Annotated in this window: 16 protein-coding genes; 10 read left to right on the forward strand and 6 right to left on the reverse strand. The window is 58.0% G+C overall.

All coding sequences use genetic code 11. The features are described 5' to 3' along the window. Positions 1-59: 59 nt before the first annotated feature. Entirely contained in the window at positions 60-770 is a 711-nt protein-coding gene (locus ACZ0A4_RS26770) for a PqiC family protein (RefSeq protein ID WP_141128519.1), read from the forward strand. Positions 771-1,158: 388 nt separating this feature from the next. Here ACZ0A4_RS26770 and ACZ0A4_RS26775 read toward each other — a convergent pair whose 3' ends face one another. Further along, the gene (locus tag ACZ0A4_RS26775; protein WP_463576948.1) at positions 1,159-2,664 is read right to left on the reverse strand and encodes an AhpA/YtjB family protein; all 1,506 of its coding nucleotides are present in this window, start codon (positions 2,662-2,664) and stop codon (positions 1,159-1,161) included. Positions 2,665-2,798: 134 nt separating this feature from the next. Here ACZ0A4_RS26775 and serB point away from each other — a divergent pair, with 134 nt between their 5' ends. Further along, a complete protein-coding gene (gene serB, locus ACZ0A4_RS26780; protein WP_008079219.1) occupies positions 2,799-4,013 on the forward strand; it encodes a phosphoserine phosphatase SerB in 1,215 nt (404 codons plus the stop codon). A 118-nt stretch (positions 4,014-4,131) separates the two neighbouring features. Here the strand turns inward: serB and ACZ0A4_RS26785 are convergent, their stop codons facing one another. From ACZ0A4_RS26785 to ACZ0A4_RS26800, 4 genes are all read right to left on the reverse strand, one after another. Further along, positions 4,132-5,892, reverse strand: coding sequence for a molecular chaperone (locus tag ACZ0A4_RS26785; RefSeq protein WP_463576949.1), 1,761 nt, complete (start codon positions 5,890-5,892; stop codon positions 4,132-4,134). Positions 5,893-5,959: 67 nt separating this feature from the next. Then, positions 5,960-6,820: an archaetidylserine decarboxylase gene (gene asd / locus ACZ0A4_RS26790; protein WP_463576951.1), complete on the reverse strand. Its 861-nt coding sequence runs from the start codon at positions 6,818-6,820 to the stop codon at positions 5,960-5,962. Positions 6,821-6,838: 18 nt separating this feature from the next. Next, positions 6,839-7,654 carry a thiosulfate sulfurtransferase gene (gene rhdA, locus ACZ0A4_RS26795; RefSeq protein WP_463576952.1) on the reverse strand — a complete coding sequence of 272 codons (816 nt, stop codon included), beginning with the start codon at positions 7,652-7,654 and terminating at the stop codon, positions 6,839-6,841. Between the two features lie 42 nt (positions 7,655-7,696). Next, entirely contained in the window at positions 7,697-9,235 is a 1,539-nt protein-coding gene (locus ACZ0A4_RS26800) for an HDOD domain-containing protein (protein WP_463576954.1), read from the reverse strand. 166 nt (positions 9,236-9,401) lie between these two features. Between ACZ0A4_RS26800 and motA the strand changes: the two genes are divergently transcribed. The 3 genes from motA to ACZ0A4_RS26815 all read left to right on the forward strand — a co-directional run bounded on the left by motA (position 9,402) and on the right by ACZ0A4_RS26815 (position 12,584). Continuing rightward, entirely contained in the window at positions 9,402-10,253 is an 852-nt protein-coding gene (gene motA, locus ACZ0A4_RS26805; protein ID WP_007952169.1) for a flagellar motor stator protein MotA, read from the forward strand. Positions 10,254-10,256: 3 nt separating this feature from the next. Beyond that, complete coding sequence (motB, locus tag ACZ0A4_RS26810; RefSeq protein WP_463576955.1) at positions 10,257-11,330, forward strand: flagellar motor protein MotB; 1,074 nt, start codon at positions 10,257-10,259, stop codon at positions 11,328-11,330. A 90-nt stretch (positions 11,331-11,420) separates the two neighbouring features. After that, entirely contained in the window at positions 11,421-12,584 is a 1,164-nt protein-coding gene (locus tag ACZ0A4_RS26815; protein WP_463576956.1) for a sterol desaturase family protein, read from the forward strand. A gap of 48 nt (positions 12,585-12,632) precedes the next feature. Here ACZ0A4_RS26815 and rsgA read toward each other — a convergent pair whose 3' ends face one another. After that, entirely contained in the window at positions 12,633-13,664 is a 1,032-nt protein-coding gene (gene rsgA, locus ACZ0A4_RS26820) for a small ribosomal subunit biogenesis GTPase RsgA (protein ID WP_038360332.1), read from the reverse strand. A gap of 107 nt (positions 13,665-13,771) precedes the next feature. Between rsgA and orn the strand changes: the two genes are divergently transcribed. The 5 genes from orn to ACZ0A4_RS26845 all read left to right on the forward strand — a co-directional run bounded on the left by orn (position 13,772) and on the right by ACZ0A4_RS26845 (position 20,216). Further along, the gene (orn, locus tag ACZ0A4_RS26825) at positions 13,772-14,314 is read left to right on the forward strand and encodes an oligoribonuclease (protein ID WP_016985703.1); all 543 of its coding nucleotides are present in this window, start codon (positions 13,772-13,774) and stop codon (positions 14,312-14,314) included. A gap of 339 nt (positions 14,315-14,653) precedes the next feature. Next, on the forward strand, positions 14,654-15,670 hold the full coding sequence (locus ACZ0A4_RS26830) for a hypothetical protein (protein ID WP_463576958.1): 1,017 nt from the start codon (positions 14,654-14,656) through the stop codon (positions 15,668-15,670). A gap of 251 nt (positions 15,671-15,921) precedes the next feature. Continuing rightward, positions 15,922-16,533 (forward strand): trimeric intracellular cation channel family protein, encoded by a 612-nt coding sequence (locus tag ACZ0A4_RS26835; RefSeq protein ID WP_137217697.1) that lies wholly within the window; start codon positions 15,922-15,924, stop codon positions 16,531-16,533. A gap of 170 nt (positions 16,534-16,703) precedes the next feature. Next, positions 16,704-17,606 carry a hypothetical protein gene (locus ACZ0A4_RS26840; protein ID WP_463576960.1) on the forward strand — a complete coding sequence of 301 codons (903 nt, stop codon included), beginning with the start codon at positions 16,704-16,706 and terminating at the stop codon, positions 17,604-17,606. 186 nt (positions 17,607-17,792) lie between these two features. Beyond that, a complete protein-coding gene (locus tag ACZ0A4_RS26845; RefSeq protein WP_463576961.1) occupies positions 17,793-20,216 on the forward strand; it encodes a leucine-rich repeat domain-containing protein in 2,424 nt (807 codons plus the stop codon). Positions 20,217-20,538 lie beyond the last annotated feature (322 nt).

A 20,538-nucleotide genomic window follows, 5' to 3' on the forward strand; every position in this document is an offset into this window, starting at 1 on the left:
TCATATTTATTGAGTATTTTCACTGTGGTCAGCCTTGTGGCGGCCACCTGGACGGGATGATGACTGCTCTGCGCCCCCTTATTTTCCTGCTCGCCGGCGTTTTGGGCCTGGCGGGTTGCAGCGTTCACCAGCCGGTGTCGCTGTATCAACTGGACAGCGGAAGTCCGGTTCAGCCTGCGCAAAGCGCAGGCATGGCTGTTTTATTGGGCCCGGTAGTCGTTGCCGATTACCTGCAACGTGAGACATTGCTGCAACGTCAACCGGACGGCAGTCTGCAAGCGGCGACCGACGGTCGTTGGGCTGGCAGCCTTTCGTCGGATATTGATCAGTTGTTGATGCGCCAGGTGGCGGGTCATCTGGACAGCCAGCGTGTGGTGCTGGCACCGGCCACGAGCGGATTTACTCCGGACGTGCAGGTGTTGCTGACTATCACGCGTCTGGACTCCGGCGCGAAACAACCGGCGATTCTTGATGCACAGTGGCGCCTGATCGATCGTCGTGGTCAGGTGCGCGATAACCGCATCGTGCATCTGCAGGAGCTGCATGCTGGCAGTACGGCTTCGCAGGTTCAGGCACAAGGGATTTTGCTGCAGCGTCTGGCCGAACAGTTGTCGGTAGCGCTGAAGCCGTTGGCCAATCAGCCACCGGTGGCAGAGGCCCCGCGTAAATCGGCACCGAAACCGGCCGCGCCAGCGGCGGAAGCCGAGAAGCAGCCGAAGATTCCGATGGCATCGCCGATTCGGACGGATATGGAAGTGTTCCGCTTCTAAGTCTGGACCGAGTCAGAACAGAGCCCGCCTTGTGCGGGCTTTGTTGTGTCTGGGGGGGGTGGAGAGACCAAAAACCCCTCGCCCCAGCCCTCTCCCCGAGGGAGAGGGAGACGACCGAGGTGTCTGGCGCTATGCATTGACCTGAAGGAGCTTGGCGATTATGGGGACGGTAGGGCAGGGGCCGACCGTGGTGTCTGGCGCTATACTTCGACGATCCTGGCGATTATGGATTCACAGCTGGGCGTTCAAGTTGCTGCAGGTCTTCAATATCCCCGGATCGGTTCCCTCTCCCTCTGGGGGAGAGGGCCAGGGTGAGGGGGAACGTGCAGGCAACAAAAAAGCCCGCAGACAATCACTTGTCTGCGGGCTTCTGTGTCAAGCCTAAAACTTAAGCCCGACGCTCGTGCATCCGCGCCAGCTGCCGTTCGAGCATCGACGGATAAGGCTCCATCAACCGCTCCACGCAGCAAGCACCCTCAGGGCTGGCAATCGGGCGGATTCGCGCACGCTGGCGGATCAGCGCGTCATCACTGATCTTGCGCTCAACCAGCAGCAGGTTGCGGCTGTGTTGCGACAAGGCCAACGCATCCTGTGCCGAATCGGTCAGCAGCAGATCAATCTGGCTCAGGCCAAACAGCTCGTCACCCAAGGTCAGGCCCAACTGCAATTGCAGGGTGATGCCGCTGTCAGCGACTTCAATCTGCAATTGATGGCCCAGCGCCCGCAGCAGTTCGCCGCAGCAGATCGCGTTGGTCAGGTAGTCATCGCCGCTGTCTTCGGTGTGAAACAGCATCAGCGTGCTGCCGTCGTTCAGGGTTTCGATTTCGCCCTGATACAACGAGGCAGCCTGATCGAGGCAGTCGCGATAGCGCTCCTGCAACTCTTCCAGACGTGCCCGTGGCAAGCGGCGCAGTTGTTCCTGCGAGCCCAGTTGCACGGCCAGCACGGCGGTGTGCTGCGGCACGCTTGGCGACGGTTTACGGACCACGGGTTGGGGCGCGCCACTGAGCGATTCGTCGCGCAGGTCGGCGAATGCGTCATCGTCATCATCGTCTTCGACGGTGCTGACCAGATGTCGCGGTGCAGGCTTCTGCGCGGCCATCGGACGGGTTTCGTCGAAACTCGGATCACGCAAGTTGCGCACCTCGAATTCCGGCTCGTCTTCTTCGTCCTCGAACTCAGGCTCCGGTTCCGGTGCAGGCTCCGGCGCGTAGTTGGCGTGCAACTGACGCGCCAGATCGCCAATCTCATCCTGACGATCGATGCCCGGCGTGTGTTCGTCGATGCGGCGCAGCCAGACGCGCAATTGCAGCAGCGGCGTCGACAGATAGCGGCCCATGCGCAGGCTCAGGGCCAGCGACAGCGCCAGCAGAATCCCGCTGAGAATGCCCATGCTTTGCAGGCTGATGGTCATCGGCTGCTGGAATTGATCCATATCCAGGCTGATGCGCAGTTGCCCGGCAGTCACGTCCTGGAAAGTGATCTTGCTCTCGTACATGCCTTCGGCTTCGCCCAGCAGGCTGTGCTTGGGCCGCTGACCGGACTCGGCGAGGATGCGGTTATCCACGCTGTAGATCGCCGCGTGGGCCACCAGTTTGTTCTTGGTCAGGTTGTTGAGCAGCACATTGAGGCTGAGGATGTCGTTGGACACCAACAGCTCCGTGGCAGAGGTCGCGGTCTGCGTGGTCAGGCTTTCGCCCAGCGCATCGGCCTGCTGGTGCATGGCCTGCTTGAATTGCAAACCCATCACGCCGGCATAGATCACCAGGGCCAGAGCGACCAGGATCACGTTATGGCTGGCAATGCGCAATGCAATCGGTACACGGCGGTGGCGCAGTGCACGGAAGATCAGCAGGAAGAAGTTATCGGTTTTAACTGGCGTGGGCCGGTTCACTGAGCTCGGCTCTTTTGTCCGTGAAGTTGACGCGCAGTATAGCGACAGGCCCTAGACCGGCAAAGCGCTCGCGGTGCCCGATGGTCACTGAAAGTGGGTAGAATGCGGTTTTTTTCCAGTTGCGGGGGTGCGCGTTGCGCGAAATCGTCCTGATTAACATCACGGGAGTCGACCGTCCGGGTCTGACTGCGGCCATTACCGGCGTTCTGGCACAAGGTGGTGTGAACATTCTCGACATCGGTCAGGCGGTGATCCACGACACCCTGTCGTTCGGCATCCTGGTTGAAATCCCCGATTCCGAGCAAGGCAAGTCCGTGCTCAAGGACATTCTGTTCAAGGGCTACGAGCTCGACCAGCAGGTGCGCTTCACGCCGGTGTCCGAAGAGGATTACCAGCAATGGGTGGGCAATCAGGGCAAGAAACGCCACATCGTCACCCTGTTGACGCGCAAAGTGACCGCCGGCCAATTGCAGGCGGTCAGCTCGATCACCGCCAAATATGGCCTGAACATCGATCACATCGACCGTCTGTCGGGTCGTATGCCTCTGGATACGCCGGCCGATAAAGGCAAAGGCTGCATCGAGTTTTCCGTGCGTGGCGAAGCGGCCGATCCGCAGGCACTGCGGGCCGAATTCCTCAGCGTTGCCCAAGAACTGAACGTCGACATCGCTTTCCAGGAAGATTCGCTGTTCCGTCGTAATCGTCGCCTGGCGGTGTTCGACATGGACTCGACGCTGATCGAAGCCGAGGTCATCGACGAATTGGCCAAGGCCGCCGGCGTTGGCGAGCAAGTATCGGAAATCACCGAACGGGCGATGGCTGGCGAACTGGATTTTCGCGCCAGTTTCAAAGAGCGTCTGGCTTTGCTCAAAGGTCTGGATGTCAGCGTGCTGGATTCGATCGGTGCCTCGCTGCGTCTGACCGAGGGCGCAGAAACGCTGTTCGCCGAACTCAAGCGTCTGGGCTACAAGACCGCGATCCTCTCGGGCGGCTTCACCTATTTCGCCAAGCAGTTGCAGGCCAAACTCGGCATCGATTACGTGTTTGCCAATGAACTGGAAGTGGTCGACGGCAAGTGCACTGGCGTTGCGATCGAGCCGATTGTCGATGCGCAGCGCAAGGCTGATTTGCTGAAAGAGCTGGCGCACAAGGAAGGTTTGCGTCTGGAGCAGACCATCGCGGTCGGCGACGGCGCGAATGACCTGCCGATGCTGGCGATTGCCGGGCTGGGCGTGGCGTTTCGCGCCAAGCCACTGGTCAAGCAGTCGGCGAAGCAGGCGATTTCGACGTTGGGTCTGGATGGCGTGCTGTATCTGCTGGGTTTCCGTGATCGCGACGGCCAGCTCTGAGTTCTCTATCGCCTGACTTGGCCTCTTCGCGAGCAGGCTCGTTCCCACAGTTGAAATGCATTCCATGTGGGAGCGAGCCTGCTCGCGAAGGTAGCGCCGCCGATTCATCGGCGGGTACTTAAAGCGACTTCCACAGCGAATCAAAATCCTCCTCGCTCCCGCCATTGCGCGTAGCCTCCAGCGAGCGATAGGCAAACTGATTGAAACTGTGCGTACTCGCCACCCGGCGATCCAGCCCGGCGCGGTGCTCCTCGCCCAAGGTGTTGATCATCACCTTGTTGCCTTCCTGAAACGGCAATCGCGGCGCCAGCAAGGTTGCCGGTAGATCGATCGCGCTGATCTCCGGTAACAATAATCCGCGCAAATACTGACTGTGGTCGTCCCGCGAACGCACCAGTTGCAAACCGCAGGGCTGCGCGTGCGGTGCCACCAGTTCAATGCCCATCTGCGTGCCGCCGCCGCGCACCTGTCGAATCCAGCGGATCACCGCAATGCTCCAGCCCAGGCCGATACTGTCCTGAATCCCAAGCATTTCTCCGGCCTGTAACTCGGCGGGCACTTCACTTGGCCACGCCAGACAGTAACCGCCGGGGCTGTGATTGATCACCGGCAGGGCATGGGTCGGGTAATGCGGTGTGCTGTCGGTGGCGCCTTCATCCTCGAGCAAATGGTCGTACTGAATTTCCTCGTAGGGTAAAAACTCATCGGCCTTGCTCTGCGGTGCTGCGTCGAAGGCCTGACTCCAACTGTCCTTTTCACCTTGGGCGACGGCATGGCTGAAATTCGCCGAGCTTGCACCTGGATGCTTGAGCAGTTCGCTGAAACTGCGCTCGCCGCCGAGGTAGAAGTGCAGGGCGCTCATGCCGACGCACACGGTCAGATTGCCTTGGCCGACAGTGCGCTGAAAACTGCGTTCTGCAGCCTGACCCCAGGCTGCATGCAGGTGCTGCAAGGTATCGAAGCTCAGCCCGGCCGGGACGGGCAGCGGCGTCGACGTCGACGTGTGCTGATGCAGCAAATGCGCTTCGATGGCATTCACCAGCGGCTGCGGATCGAAGCCAAGTAATCCACGCTGTTGCTCGCTGCGAAACATGCTGCGATAGCGAGGACCCGCATCCAGTTCCGCGCTGATCGCCAACAGGCCAGCGTCCGGGCTTGCGGGATGCAGTTTGAGCAATGCACTCCACGGCTCCAGCACTTCAGCCAGGCGGGCGATCTGGTTCTGCCGCAACTGATTGCAACGGGCGCTGCCCAGCAAGAGTGCAGCAATGTAGGTCTGTTCCAGGCTCAACTCTGTTGTCAGGCTGGCCAGATCGTCGTGCACGCGGCGGTGTTGCAGTTGTAATTCAGCGGCGCTGCGATACAGCTGATGCAGTTCGAACCACAGATGTTCCGGCGGCGAGCTGTATAACTGCGTGGCGCGCAGCAACTGGCCTTTGAGCGCATGGGCTGCCCGTTGCAGGGCCATGCTGACCAATGCAGCGCGATCCTTGCTGTACTTCGGTGCAATGCGTAGCACGATCTGTTTGTAGCCGACAGCCAGATGGCTTTGCAGTGCCTGACAAAGATTACTGATCTTTCGCGAACGCTCGTCGAGCATGATCGCCTGGTGCAGGAAATGCCGCTCCAGATGCTGGCAGACGAAATACACTTCGGGGCGTATCAGCTCCAGCAGGTTGAGGCGGTTGTCGCTGGGCGTGAGCAACAGATTCAGTTCGCCCAAGGCTTGATAAAGCAGGCGGGCGGTTTCGCCGATGTTGGCTTTTGGCAGGTCGGCAATCCAGCGCTTGAGGTCGCGCGAAGTCGCTTCGCAAAACGACAGGCGCGTTTGCGACGGGGTTGGCGCGTGAAGGGACAGCGGGGAGTTGGTCTGGCTCATGCCAAAAACCATAGCAGCAAATAATGCAATCTGCGGGAGCGCCTGAGGCGACTCCCGCAATGGTCAATCAGGCTTTTGGCAGCGCCAGGCCTTGGCCCATCTGCACCGGCGAACCGGCGACCAGGTCTTCAGCCCATTTAACCTGATCCGGCCCGAACAGCACGATCGCGGTCGAACCCAGCTTGAAGCGACCCAGTTCGGCGCCTTTTTCCAGATGGATCGGGGCACGGGCGGCTTCGTCGTAGCGGAAGGTTTTCAGTTCGCGCTTCGGCGGGGTGACCAGACCGGCCCACACGGTTTCGATCGAAGCGACGATCATCGCGCCCACCAGTACAACGGCCATCGGCCCGCGCTCGGTGTCGAAGATGCACGCCACGCGCTCGTTGCGGGCGAACAGTTCCGGAACGTTTTCGGCCGTGGTCTGGTTGACCGAGAAGATGCGGCCCGGGATGTAGACCATCTCGCGCAGGGTGCCGGCCAGCGGCATGTGCACGCGGTGGTAGTCCTTCGGAGACAGGTAGATGGTGGCGAAGTCGCCGCCCATGAACGGCGCTGCATTGGCCGCATCTCCGCCGAGCAGTTCCAGCACGCTGAAGCTGTGGCCCTTGGCCTGGAACACGCGACCGTGCTCGATCGGGCCGAGCTGGCTGACCGCTCCGTCGGCCGGGCTGAGGATCGCGCCCGGAGTCTCGTCCAGTGGCCGCGCGCCGTCTTTCAGGGCGCGGGTGAAGAAAGCGTTGAAGTGCTCGTAAGCGGTCAGGTCTTCGACCAGCGCTTGTGACATGTCCACCTGGTAGCGTTTGGCGAACCACTGGGTGAAGGCATTCTTGAACCAGCGCACGCGGCACTCGGCAATGCAGCCGGCCAGGCGCGACAGCAGGTGATGAGGCAGCAGGTACTGGCTGAGGATAAACAGACGCTCTTTCATTAGTTGTCCTTAAAAACCTTAAATCTCGACAGGCGTGTCAGGGTGGTTGCCCCATTCGCCCCAGGAACCGGCGTAGCCCTTGACCCGCGGATAACCGAGGGACTTGGCCACCAGATAAGTGAAGCCCGACCGGTGATGGGTCTGGCAGTGGGTAATTATTTCTTTGTCCTTGGTGATCCCGAGGTCTTCGAGGATCTGCGGCATGTCTGTGCGAATACGCAGCTGACGGGCCTTGTCCATGCCGGCGGTCCATTCGAAGTTGACCGCGCCCGGAATGTGCCCGGCCTTGGCGGCCAGGACTTTCTCGCCGGAGTACTCCAGCGGCCCGCGCGCGTCCCAGATCGCCAGATCGGCAGCACCGAGACGGCTTTGCAAGTATTCACGGGTGGCGGTCGGCGCTTCGTGCAGGGTCAACGACAACGGACCGCCAACGGCTGCCGGTACCTGGATCGACATCGGCATGCCATCCGCCAGCCACGCCGGCAGACCACCGTCTATATAGTGGTACTTGTCGTGACCGATGACGTCGAGCAGCCAGATGAAGCGGCCGGCCCAGCCGCCGCCTTCGTCGTCATACACGACGTAGACCGCGTCCTTGCGATGGCCCAGTTCACCGAACAACGCTTCCAGATCGGCTTTGGCCGGCAGCAATCCCGGCGCCGGCGGCTGGCCGAGCTGGGTGCGTTTCGGATCGACAAAGCGTGCGCCGGGCAGATGACCTTCGGTGTAGCGGGCAGCGCTGGTCAGATCCACCAGAATCAGTTCAGGGGAGTCGAGGCGCGGGAGCAGGTCGCTCGGCTCGATGACGAGCGGCAAGCCAGAGAAGTCAGACATGTGAGGTCTCCAGGGCACAAAGGGGAGGATTGTAGCGCAGCCTCATCGGCCACGGCTGCTAAAGCTGTGCAGTGCTTTCTCGATGCACTGCGCGGTTTTGCCAAAGGCTTGCACGGTGATGTCGGCGAACGGCCCGCCGCCCTGATCGGCGACGACGATCATGATCACCCGGCCGTTGTTCACCAGCGAGCGCAGGAACAGATGCTCGCCGCGAAACAGTGCGCGCAGGCCCGGTGGCAGCAGCGCGGAGAATTGTGCGTTGTTGTCCGGGGTAATCCGCACTTGCGCTTGTTGCGCCAAAAGCCGCTGCAGCACGCTGCTCTGGCTGACGACAAAATTCAGGGCGGCCGCTTCTTTCGGCAGCCCGGCGGTTTGATTCACGCGCAGACTCGACTGCGTGCGATCGGCCATCAGGATCATCACCCGGCGCATGCCGCTGGCAACCAGTGCATCGCGAGCGGCGACGGTCAGGCTCATCGCATTGGTGAAGCGGCTCGGTTCGGCCAGCAGTTCGGCGCATTGCTTGCGCCATTGACCGAGGTCTTCAGCGGAGGGCGCGGCGGCCGGCAACATGCCCGCCGGCAAGCGCCGCGTGCCCCACGGCCACAGCAGCGAAACCGCCGGGTGCCACAGATCCGGCATCGCATGATAACGGGCGCTGTTGGCAGCCTGCTGATGCAGTTGTTGCTGCACTTCATCCATCGAGATCTGCAGATAAAGGCTGGTCAGATACTGCCAGCGTTCGCTGTGCGGACTGTCCCAGGCCTGCTGCGCCGACAGCGCCAGACCGTTGGCCAGCAGCACGGTGTTGGCTGGCTGGTTGAGCCAGCGGCGCAACGTCGGGTCATCGTCGAGGCGATTTTGCTGGCGCAGCGGATGTTCGCTGTCGCGGGCGATGCGCAGCACTTTCACCAGTTCACGCTGTTCACTGAGCAGCAGTTTATAACCCTGCTGCACCCAGATCGGCAGGTGCCAGGCCTGCACCAGCGCTTCTGCGATTTTCAGCAGGCGTACACCAAACAATTGTTTTTCGACCACGCGCGCCGATTCGCCCTTGTGGATAACCCGCAGCTCCCACTCTTCGAGCAATTGCGGATACGTCAGCGCCAATGGCCACAGTGGCGACAAAAACAGCAGGCTGCCCCAATGAATGTCTTGCCACAGCCGCGCCAGGCGACTGGCAAAAAAACCGTTGGCCTGCTGCGTCGCGTGCTGGCTGATCATCTGCAACTGGCGCAGGGCTTTGGGAATTTGTATCAGCGGTTCGGCGGGCAGGCGCGCCAGCAGCTCTTCGGTGCGGGCGAGGCCCAGACGATTGATCGCCACCTCAAGATTCTCTGCCGGCGTGGCCATGGTCCCGTGGGTGTGACGATTCGCCTCACGAATGATGCTCAAGGCCAGCGCCGGGCTGTCCTGCATCAGGTCGGCGATGTCGCGCAACGAGCTGCGATTGTCGCGGATCGCCCGGCAGACCTTGTCGTGAGCCTCTTGCGGGACGGGCAGGCGGACGCTGTCGAGCAACTTGACCCAGCCGTCGAGCGTGGTCGGTTTTGCGTGTGGGACGTTCGTTTCATTAGCCATGTCTGGAGGGGATCTTCACTGACTGTAGACGCGCCCGGCATGGGCTAAATTGGCTTTTCGCCTGAACTGGCTATAGTCTGGCGCAGTTTTGCCGATAAGTAGAAGAAGAGATTTTTTAACTTCCGAATATGACCTTGAACCCGACTTAAGTAAGTACTTTCTACCTATGGCTAAAATTATCGGCATCATCGTCGTATTCGCGAGCGTGCTCGGCGGATACGTGCTCTCCCACGGCAAGATTGCCGCCCTGATCCAGCCTTTCGAGGTGATGATCATCGGCGGTGCGGCACTGGGTGCATTCCTCCAGGCCAACCCCGGTTACATGACGATGCACGTGCTCAAGAAATCCCTGAGCATGTTCAGTTCGCGTTTCAGCCACACGTTCTACCTGGAAGTGCTCGGGCTGATCTACGAGATCCTCAACAAGAGCCGCCGCGAAGGCATGATGGCCATCGAGGGCGACATCGAAGATGCCGCCGCGAGCCCGATCTTCGCCAAGTATCCGGCGGTGCTCAAAGACGAGCGCATGACTGCGTTCATCTGCGATTACCTGCGCATCATGTCGTCCGGCAACATGGCCCCGCACGAGCTGGAAGGCTTGTTCGATATGGAACTGTACAGCCTCAAAGAAGACCTTGAGCATCCGTCCCACGCGGTGAACGGCATCGCCGACGCCATGCCCGGTTTCGGTATTGTTGCGGCGGTTCTCGGTATCGTGGTGACCATGGCCTCGCTGGGTGAAGGTGATCAGAAGTCCATTGGTCTGCACGTCGGTGCGGCACTGGTCGGTACCTTCTTCGGTATTCTCGCGGCGTACGGTTTCTTCGGCCCGCTGGCGCATTCCCTGGCCCACGATGCCAAGGAAGAGCTGAACGTCTACGAAGCCATCAAGGCCTCGCTGGTCGCTTCTGCTTCCGGCATGCCACCGTCGCTGGCAGTCGAGTTCGGTCGCAAGGTGCTGTACCCGGCCCACCGTCCAAGCTTTGCCGAGCTGGAACAAGCCGTTCGCGGTCGCTAAGAAATGGAAAATAATCAGCCGATTATCATCAAGCGCGTCAAGCGCATAGCCGGCGGGCATCACGGCGGGGCGTGGAAAATCGCCTTCGCCGACTTCGCCACGGCGATGATGGCGTTCTTCCTGGTGTTGTGGCTGCTGTCCACGGCAACTCCGGAGCAGAAGATCGCCATCGCCGGTTACTTCAAAGACCCGGTCGGCTTCTCCGAAAGCGGCACGCCGTACATTATCGACCTGGGCGGCACGCCGACTCTGGCGCCGGAAAACACCCTCAACCCGGAAGTGAAGTCGCAACCGCAGCCCGACAAGGTCACGGTCGACACCGAGCAGGTTGAAGGCATGGCCGAGCAGGTCGAGAAGGAACGTCTGGAACTGCTCCTGCAAGAACTGCAGAACAAGGTCGACGAGAACCCGCAACTGCAGAAGTTCAAGGACCAGATCCTCTTCGAGATCACGCCGAACGGCTTGCGCATCCAGATCATGGATGCCGAGAACCGGCCGATGTTCGACTCGGGTTCTGCACGCCTGAAGCCATACTTCGAAGACATCCTGCTGGCCATGGCCGACACCATCAAAGCGGTGCCGAACAAGATCAGCATCAGCGGTCACACGGACGCCAAGCCGTACACCGGTACCGGTGATTTCGGTAACTGGGAGTTGTCGGCCAACCGTGCCAACGCCGCCCGTCGTGCCTTGGTCGCCGGTAGCTATCCGGATGCGCAAGTGGCGCGGGTTGTCGGTTATGCCTCGTCGGCGTTGTTCGACAAGGAAAACCCGTTCAACCCGGTCAACCGCCGGATCGACATTGTGGTGCTGACCAAGAAAGCCCAGGCGGCGATCGAAGGTGCGCAAGGTGCGGATCCGGCGAAACCGGCGGATCAAGGTCAGAACGGTGCTGCTCCGGCAGCGCCGGTCGACCCGAATGCACTGCCGGCGGATCAGCAACCGGTGCCGGCGCATGAACTGCGCGAACGGCTGAACCTGTTCGACGACGCGGCGCCGAAACCGGCTGAGCCGGGCAGTGCGGCGCCACCCGCCACGGCCCCAACGACTGCCCCGGCGCCCGCGCCCAAGCAGTGATCCACAAAAAGCCACGGTCACCGTGGCTTTTTTGTTTCTGCCTGCGTCGCAATCACCAGTCGCAGTTTTCGCAATCACGGAAGATCAGTTATGGAAAGACTCAAAGCCTATTTTCAACGGCACGGCAACGCACCCTTCAAGTTTGGTGAAGGGCGGGTCAGTGGCTACATTTCAGCCACCCTCGGGCTGTTGAGCCTGCTGGCAGTGTTCTGCTTCCTGTTTCCCGAATGGCTGACCACGGCCGAACTGCGCAAGGTCTATGACGAGCAGTTCGCGCGCACCACGCTGTTGCTCGGTCTAGTGCTGTCATTCAGCCTCGGCACCCTGAATATCCTGCTCAACAAACGTAAACGCCTGGGAATTACCGGTCTGGTTGCATCGGGGTTGGCAGTGTTCCTCGGTGGCACCAATGTCCAGGTCAGTTCGATCGGACAGACTCCGTACTCGCTGGGCCTGGACTGGTTTGTGCTGGCGTTGCTGGTATCTGCGATCGTGTTCATTCCTCTCGAGAAGCTCTACTCCAAGGACCCCGAGCAAAACATCCTGCGCCCGCACTGGCGCACCGACCTGACCTACTTCTTCGTCAGCCACATGCTGGTGCAGTTCATCCTGATCTTCATCACCGCTTCTTCGAGTTACATCGCCGGTTGGGCGATGTCGCCGAGTTTGCAGGCCAGCGTGCAAAGCCTGCCGCTGCTGGTGCAGTTCCTGCTCGCGGTGCTGGTCGCCGATCTCGGCCAATACTGGCTGCACCGGCTCTACCATGTGGTGCCGTGGCTGTGGCGCATCCACGCAGTGCATCACTCCAGCACGCACATGGACTGGCTCGCGGGTTCGCGCGTGCACTTCATCGAAATCCTGCTGACCCGCACTGGCGTGCTGGTGCCTCTGATGTTGCTGGGCTTCGCGCCTCAGGCACTCAACGCCTACGTGATTCTGGTCGGCGTACAGGCAGTACTGGCGCACGCCAACGTGCGGATCAATGGTGGCGGGCTGAACTACCTGATCGTGCTGCCGCGCTACCACCATTGGCACCACGCCCGGCACAAGGATTACATCTACAAAAACTACGCGATCCATACGCCACTGGTGGACATGCTATTCGGCACGTTCAAGCTACCGCCAAAGGAATGGCCTGTGCGTTATGGCGTGTTCGGCAAGGAATTGCCGGGCGGGATTGTGCGTCAGCATCTGTATGCGTTTCAGAAGCCTGAGCCGAAAGTGGTCGTGCCAAAACCGCCCGCCAGCGTTTGAGGCAAAAAAAAGCCGCGAGATGATCGCGGCTTTTTTGTGTCTGGCTACTCAGTAGCCGTTTTCCGGCAAACTGGCGATGATCGAGCGGTAGCTGTTCATCCGTTGCTGCTGGATGCGACCGTCTTCCAGCGCTTTGAGCAACGCACAGCCCGGTTCGCGATCATGCTTGCAGTCGCGGAAACGGCAAGTGCCGAGCAAGTCATCGAACTCGATAAAGCCGGCTTCGACATCGGCGCGGCTGACGTGGCCCAAACCGAATTCACGGATACCCGGTGAGTCGATCAATTCGCCGCCGCCGGGGAAGTGGAACAACCGCGCGGTGGTCGTGGTGTGCGTGCCCTGGCCAGACAGCTCGGACAACGGCCCGACGCGGGTTTCAACCTCTGGCAGCAGGCTGTTGACCAGCGACGACTTACCGACGCCGGACTGGCCGACGAACACGCTGATGCGTCCGTCGAGCTGCTGTTGCAGTTGCTCCATACCGTTGCCATGGTGCGCCGACACTTCCAGTACCGGATAACCGAGGGTGCGATAAACCGCCAGCAGGGCATTGAGCGCCGGGGCGTTCTGCTCGTCGATCAGGTCGAACTTGTTCAACAGCAGCAACGGACGGATGCCGGCGTGTTCGGCGGCGACCAGATAACGGTCGATCAGGTTGGCATGCGGCTCGGGCAGGGGGGCAAAAACGATGACGATCATGTCAACGTTGGCGGCCACCGGTTTGAGCTGGCCACGGCTGTCCGGACGGCACAGTTCGGTGGTGCGCGGCAACTGCGCGACGATCACACCGATGCCCTGATTGCCGGCACGCCAGACGACTGTGTCGCCGGTTACCAGCGCGGGCAGGTTGGCGCGCAAGTGGCAGCGGAACACCTGGCCGGCCTGATCACCGTCAACGGCCTCGACCTCGACCTGCACACCGAAGTGGGCGATCACCAGACCGGTCTGTTCCGGGCCCAGGTCGCCGCCCTCAAGGGCTTCGACCGCCGAGGACTCGCGTTTGGCGGCGCGTGCGGCGCGTTCGCCCTGAATCTTTTCGATGCGCCAGTTTTGACGACGATTGAGTTGGCGTTTGGCCATGGGTGTTCCGTCTGAAGAATGCAGCGATTAGGTAAAACGGCCGCGAGTTTAGCACGCCCGGCCACCGGCCTAGGCTAAACTGCGCAGCATTGCCTAGGAGCCGAAATATGCCAAACCCGCAGAACCTGATCTGGATCGACCTGGAAATGACCGGTCTGGATCCGGAAAACGACGTCATCATCGAGATGGCCACCATCGTCACCGACAGCGATCTCAACACGCTGGCCGAAGGCCCGGTGATCGCCATCCACCACAGCGACGAAGTGCTCGCGCGCATGGACGAGTGGAACACCCGCACCCACGGTAACTCCGGCCTGACCCAGCGCGTGCGCGACAGCCGCATCAGCATGGCCGAGGCAGAAGCCGAAACCATCGCCTTCCTGGAAAAGTGGGTGCCGAAGGGCAAATCGCCGATCTGCGGCAACAGCATCTGCCAGGATCGCCGCTTCCTTTATACGCACATGAAAGGGCTGGAAAGCTACTTCCACTACCGCAACCTCGATGTCTCCACGCTCAAGGAACTGGCTGCTCGCTGGGCGCCAGACGTGCGCGACAGCTTCAAGAAGGGCAGCACGCACCTGGCGCTGGACGACATCCGCGAATCGATCGCCGAGTTGCAGCATTACCGCAAGCATTTCATCAAGTTTTGATGTGGTTTGTGCAGGAGCTGCCACCGGTTGCTCCTGCATTGAAACGTGTCGGTGGCATCTGTTGCAATGACATCCCGCTAATCTTTCCAGGTAAATTTTATCCACGCATTATTGTTGCAAATATTCTAATGTTGAATGTTGTGACTTTATTCTGCGCGTGAACAAAATAATGGCTTTGATGGGTTTCAATTAAGTGTCTGCTTGAGTTGAAGGTGTAATCATCTTTTGTTTTTTCTTACACTTTTGAGAAAAGGATTTCCCTGGCGCATGTTATTACTGGCGCTCTGTATTTTCGAACGCTCGGAGTGTTCGATTTGATGTCTATCAAGGAAGAAATTCATGAATGAAACGTTGAGTACATTACGGCAAGCTGTTGAGTCAGGTGCGGCAGAAAGCATCGGTAGTTTTGCCGTAAAGTTTGACGCGGGTGCATCCAGTCGCAGCAAAGTGTTATACGCCAATGGACGCATGCAGGTAAAGGTGCAGGTAGTAGTGGCTGGTCTGGATCGCGATGGTAACATCGTTGCTGTTTCCGACGAGGTCATGGAGAGTATTCGTCTTATTCACTATGACAGCGGCAAAACTTTGCGCAATGGTTGGCGAGCCAGTACGGAGCAGGGCCGTTTCACCTTGGCAGTAGCGCACTCCGCCACCGTTATGGAGGATGATGGGGACGAGGATCCTTCAGGCCAGCGACGGGTACGCACGTTCTGGGTCTCCAGTGAAAATGTTGAAGCCATCCAGATCGGTGCGTCCATAAAGTTTGATAACACAGTCATCCGCAGTAACGGAACTACTCTGCTGAGCAGGCATGACAGCAGTATCAGCATTGAGGCCATCCTGCCGGTCACCTATGCGATTGAGCAATTCCGTTGGGAAAATGTCTGGTACGACGGCGGGTTTAAAAGTCAGCGTATTTACAAATACTACCTTGGCTTATATCCCCATGCACAACAAGTAAAGTTGGTGGAATGGATTGCTGAGGGTGCTGATGAGAGCGTTGTATTTGCCTTCGGCAATGAAGTCGATGGATGGAATGCAGCGTTTCAGGCAGGAGTTCTGATCCACCCGGACCGGCACACTTTTAACCTGTCGTTACCATTTGTCGAGGCTTCCGGTGTGTCGCCTGAGTCCATCAGGTTTATTCATCATGAAAAGGACTATGCGGTTAAAGTCAACGATCGCATCGGAGAGCTGACTGTTGTCCAGGCACTGTCCCCGTCAGCACGAAATCAACCGCCCGTCGACAGGTCGGAAGTTTTCCGCTTCACTGTTCTGGATCAGTTTGGAACTAAACATGAACTGGCTATCCGCACTAACTTTAAAGAGCGAAGCTTTAGGCTGGAACGAGGCTGATACCTTCATTATTTCTACAATGCCAAACAGACAAATTGCCTGTAAGCATTTGTACAAGAAATCCCGGAGTTGTAGGTTGTAGTGGTTCCTCTGGATGCAATTTGCCGATTCGAAGCGCCGCTGGTGGTGACTCCGGCTAGCCGTTCCTTCATCAATGACGGCGGTTCTAAACTGGAGCGAGGTTAGCGTCATCTCTGTTGGTGCCGGCGCGTAGTGGCTAAACTGCGCGCCTTACTGCCAGGATTGCCACCATGTTGCTGATGCTCTATTTGATCGCCATTACCGCTGAAGCCATGACTGGCGCCCTCTCTGCCGGACGGCGCGGCATGGACTGGTTCGGCGTGGTGCTGATCGCCTGCGTGACAGCCTTGGGCGGAGGCTCGGTGCGCGATGTGCTGCTCGGGCATTACCCACTGACTTGGGTCAAACACCCGGAATACCTCGTGCTCACCTCGGTCGCAGCAATGTTCACGGTATTCACCGCACGCTGGATGCGTCACTTGCGTTCGCTGTTTCTGGTGCTCGACGCCGTCGGCCTGGTGGCGTTCACCCTGATCGGCTGCATGACCGCACTGGAAATGGGCCACGGCATGCTGGTGGCGTCGGTCAGCGGCGTGATCACGGGGGTGTTCGGCGGCATCCTGCGCGATATTTTCTGCAACGACATTCCACTGATCTTTCGCCGCGAGCTGTATGCGAGCGTCTCCTTCGCCGCAGCGTGGTGCTACATGCTGTGCCTGTATCTGAATGTGCCCGGTGAGCAAGCCATTCTGATCACTCTGTTCGGCGGCTTTTTGTTACGTCTGCTGGCCATTCGATTTCATTGGGAAATGCCCAAGTTTGTTTATAACGATGAGCATTGATACGTGTTGCAGTCCGGTAGTGTCTGCTGAAAGCCGCTGATGGACTAGTGGCTTGCAAGTGTATGTTTCTTACATTTTTCACTTTGCTGTTTATTTGAAAGGTATGTAACTTTTTTGTTGGCATCTTTTTACTGTCAATATTTAATTATATCTCTTGAAGGTAATGCATTATGAGTGAAAGCATGGACGCTACACCCGATCAGCAAACCGATATGCCCATTTTTGCGGGCCTTTCCAGTATGAAGGTCAAGTTTGATGCCAGCGACAATGCTCGCAGCAAGTCACTGTTCGGTAATGGCCGGATGCAGCTGAAAGTCGTGCAAGGGCGTTTTACCATTGAGGCACGACCTTCACTGACTGCCGGCGAGGGTCACGACGATGATCTGGAAAATGACAGCGTCCATCCTCAGGTTCGCACGTTCTGGGTATCCTCATCGAGCGCTGGTACGACCCAGATCGGCGCACGCTTGTCGCTGAACGGGGTGAGGATTATCACTAACGGAACCACCCTTTCCAGTGTTCATGACAGCAGTGTAACGCTCGAAGCACAAACACCTGCGACCTATGCGGTGGAGCAATTTCGCTGGTATCAGACCCGGCGCGGCAATGAACAGCCCGGCAATCGTATCTGGAACTATTATCTGGGGCTGTATCCGCAGGGGCAGCAGATCAAAATGGTCGATTGGCTTGTCGATGGAGTTGACGCAGGCGTTGACCAGCCCTTTGTGGGCGGTAACAAACTTCACGAATCTAAAACCAATTATATGCTGGCCACTCTTGTTCGACCCGAAAGAAGAGAGCTGAATGTGTACTTGCCGTTTAACGGAAATTCGATCGCGTACGTTTTTCCTGATGCCATAACAAGGGAAAGCAAACGTTATTCTGTAAGGGTCAATGATCGCGATGGAGAACTGACCGTCGTGCAGGCCCTGTCCGAGTACTCGGAAAATTTGCCGAAATCCAGACACGACGATGTCCTTCACTTGCGCGCTATTGACCAACATGGCACGGAACATAAGCTGGCGATTCGCGCGAACTTCTATGAGCGTAATTTATATCTGGAACGCGGCTAAGCAACACGTTCACTGATGCAATTTCGGTGGATGTAGTAGATATATATGCTTTTTGCTATAGCAACTAGCAATAAGCTGTGGTGTTCACTTGTCAGGTAATCGCACTCGACGTGCTTTTACTTATATCGATTGTTGGCCCTTCAGTTACGCAGGGCCAACACAACCACATCTCAAGGATGAGTCGTCATGACTGGCAAACCGCCAAAGGCCAAGCCTGCCCCAACCAAAATCCCCGATTTCAGCGTCGAGGGAACTCATCGCCCAACTTCCGCTGCTTCAGCAATTCCCCGACCGCCCAGACCGCATCGCCTGGAACCCTTGCATCCTTTTTTCGGGCCTGAATCGGTTGCAGTGACGCCAGCGATCAGGGTGAGTATGGACTCGAGGTTTTCCGCGATCGGCGAGTTCGCGAAGCATGCCGCGAAGTCCTCACTGGCAGATTACGGGATACCCACACCCCAAAGCCTCGGCGAGGCCGATGCGCACGGCATCCGGGTTGTGAAGCAGCGTCAGTATGTCGCCGTAACTGATGATCAGATCGTGCAAGTGGTGCTGGACGCCGAGAGTGGTCTGTTTCGCGCCACGCTGGCCAGTGAACTCGAGCCCTCCGGCCCGCTATTGAAGCCGGACAGCGAGGGTCGATTCTGGGTCCCGCTGGACAGCGATGTCGCTAGTTTCACCGATTCGATATCAGTACAAACCGCACAGCTTTTTCGCCGGATGGGCCATTCCGTGACGCAGTTTGCCGACGCCACGGTTGCACGCCTGCTGGCAGTGAGCGGGGTCAATGAATCAGTGCTGCGCGATGTGCTCGTCAATGATCGTCCTGCGCCATTTTTACTGGAGGACAGCATCAGGCGATTCCAGCTTGATCAGGCGCTTCAGGCGCAAGGACGCGGAGCCGCGCCTGAGCGGTTCAAGCGGTTCAAAGATCTGGAGGATGCCTTTGAATCCCATTGCGATGAAAACACTTTGCGGATGCGCCGGGTGTTTCCACATCTACCGAAAACGGCTGCGCTGGCAATATGGCGCGATACGAGCGCTGCGGAGCGTTTGTACATGCACAACCAACCGGGCATGCCACAGCGAGTGGCGAAAGAGGCACTGGTGGCGCTGCGAGACATTCGCTTGGCGAGGGCCGCAGAAGGCATTTATTTAGAGGCAATAACCAACCCGGACAGTGATCGTTTAGTGCTGCATATGCTTGGAAATCTGGCGAACTGGCCGCGACAGACTCGTATCGAGATTCGCCAAGGGGCGATGGACGGGGATGTCCTCAGCGCTATCGGCAATGCTCGATCGTCGTTTCATCACATACTGATTCGTCAGGGTCATGGCTATGTCATCCAGAGCCGCGACGCCCAATCCCCTCAGGGATCGAAGGATCTTTATTCAACACTCTGGCTTCTGTTGTTGCCCAGGGATCGTCAGTTGCTGGGTGTGACAGAAGGCGCAGGTGCGGCGTTGCAACAGTTGATCCGTGCTCAACCATTGCCGCCACGCCAAATCGTGAGTGAATTGTTGGGGCTCGCGCCGCTGCCCGTTATCGTCGATCCTGCCACCGCGCAATTCAGACAAGCAGGGCAATTGCGGGGGGGAGGTGACAACGATCCGGTATCGCCAAAATCCGTCGTAGAGCGTGTACGTGATCTTTATCCGCAGATTTCGGATGAGCAGGTGACGACGTTTACCAAAGAACGTTTGAAGAGTGATGCCTCCGGCGTATTGACTCGCCTGGAAACAGAGCTTGCAACGTTGCGAGATGAACTGGCGATATGGACTGCCGAAGGGACATCCCCTCATGCGCAGCCGTTAGAACCAGAAGGCACGCCGACAAACGCCGAACGACGCCAGGCTCGCGAGCAGTTCAGCGCAAAGCTGCAAGATATCTGGCGGCGCAAGTCGGTTTCGAAGTGGGGGGAGGGAGAGGATCATTTTTCTCACTATGTCGATTTCTCGGGTGAGTTACCGAGGTTGTCCACCCGATTTGAGTATGTAACAGAGTTATTATTGACCGCCAATGAACCGGGTGCACGGATAGGCGCGTTTCTTGACAGTTTTCCAAATATTCAATGTTTGGGAGTCTTTGGCATAAAAATGGAGGAGTTCCCGTCAGGAATATTTCAAATGCGCGAATTAAGCGAGCTTACGCTGGACGGGTGCTCGCTGAAACTATCCGAGGTGACAGTTGAAGGATTGTCCAGAATCGAAACGCTTACCCGGTTGAACCTGGCAAACAACCCTCTGGCAGTTGCTCCGCATGTAGGCTACATGGCAGGTTTAACTGGATTGATGCTAAACAACGCAAATCTTTCCAGCGTTCCTTCAGGTATAGATAAGCTCAGCAAGCTGCGTGTCGTGGCATTGCATGAAAATAATATTTCCGACGTAGGATATGAGTTGTTTGAGATTCCGGATACACAGGATCTGTTCGTTGGTTTATTGAATAATCCGCTGAGTGACGCGTCAAGGCAACGGATTAGTCATTATCTGGAAAGCTCCAGTATGGATCGAAAGGTGGAAATCCAGACGGAGGATGTGGTTACAGAGTCTGACTTGGACAGTGAGTCCTCGGAGAGCGGTTTTTCGACAGGTTCAGACAGTGACTGAATATTGGTGAAAGTAACGACTCCTTTGTTTGTCTAACATAGACAGACAAGAAATAAACCGCTCGAAGGCCCCCCTTCTGATTATTTTTAGTTTAGCTCGGAAGGGGGGCAATCATTGAGTGCTGGAACCAAAGGGGGGAATGAACGTTGTGACGCTCGGCATCATAAAGTTCACGGTTTTTCAAAGTGTTAGTATTTATGTTGGTTGTTTGGGGTGGTGTTTAAATGTTGCCTCCTCACAATTTGTCGAATGTCGCAGCTGTTTTTATTTAAATCGAACCTCAATACTTTGCTGAGCCCTTAAAGGGCGAAATCTATTAATC

Source organism: Pseudomonas sp. AC172 (genome assembly GCF_979258595.1).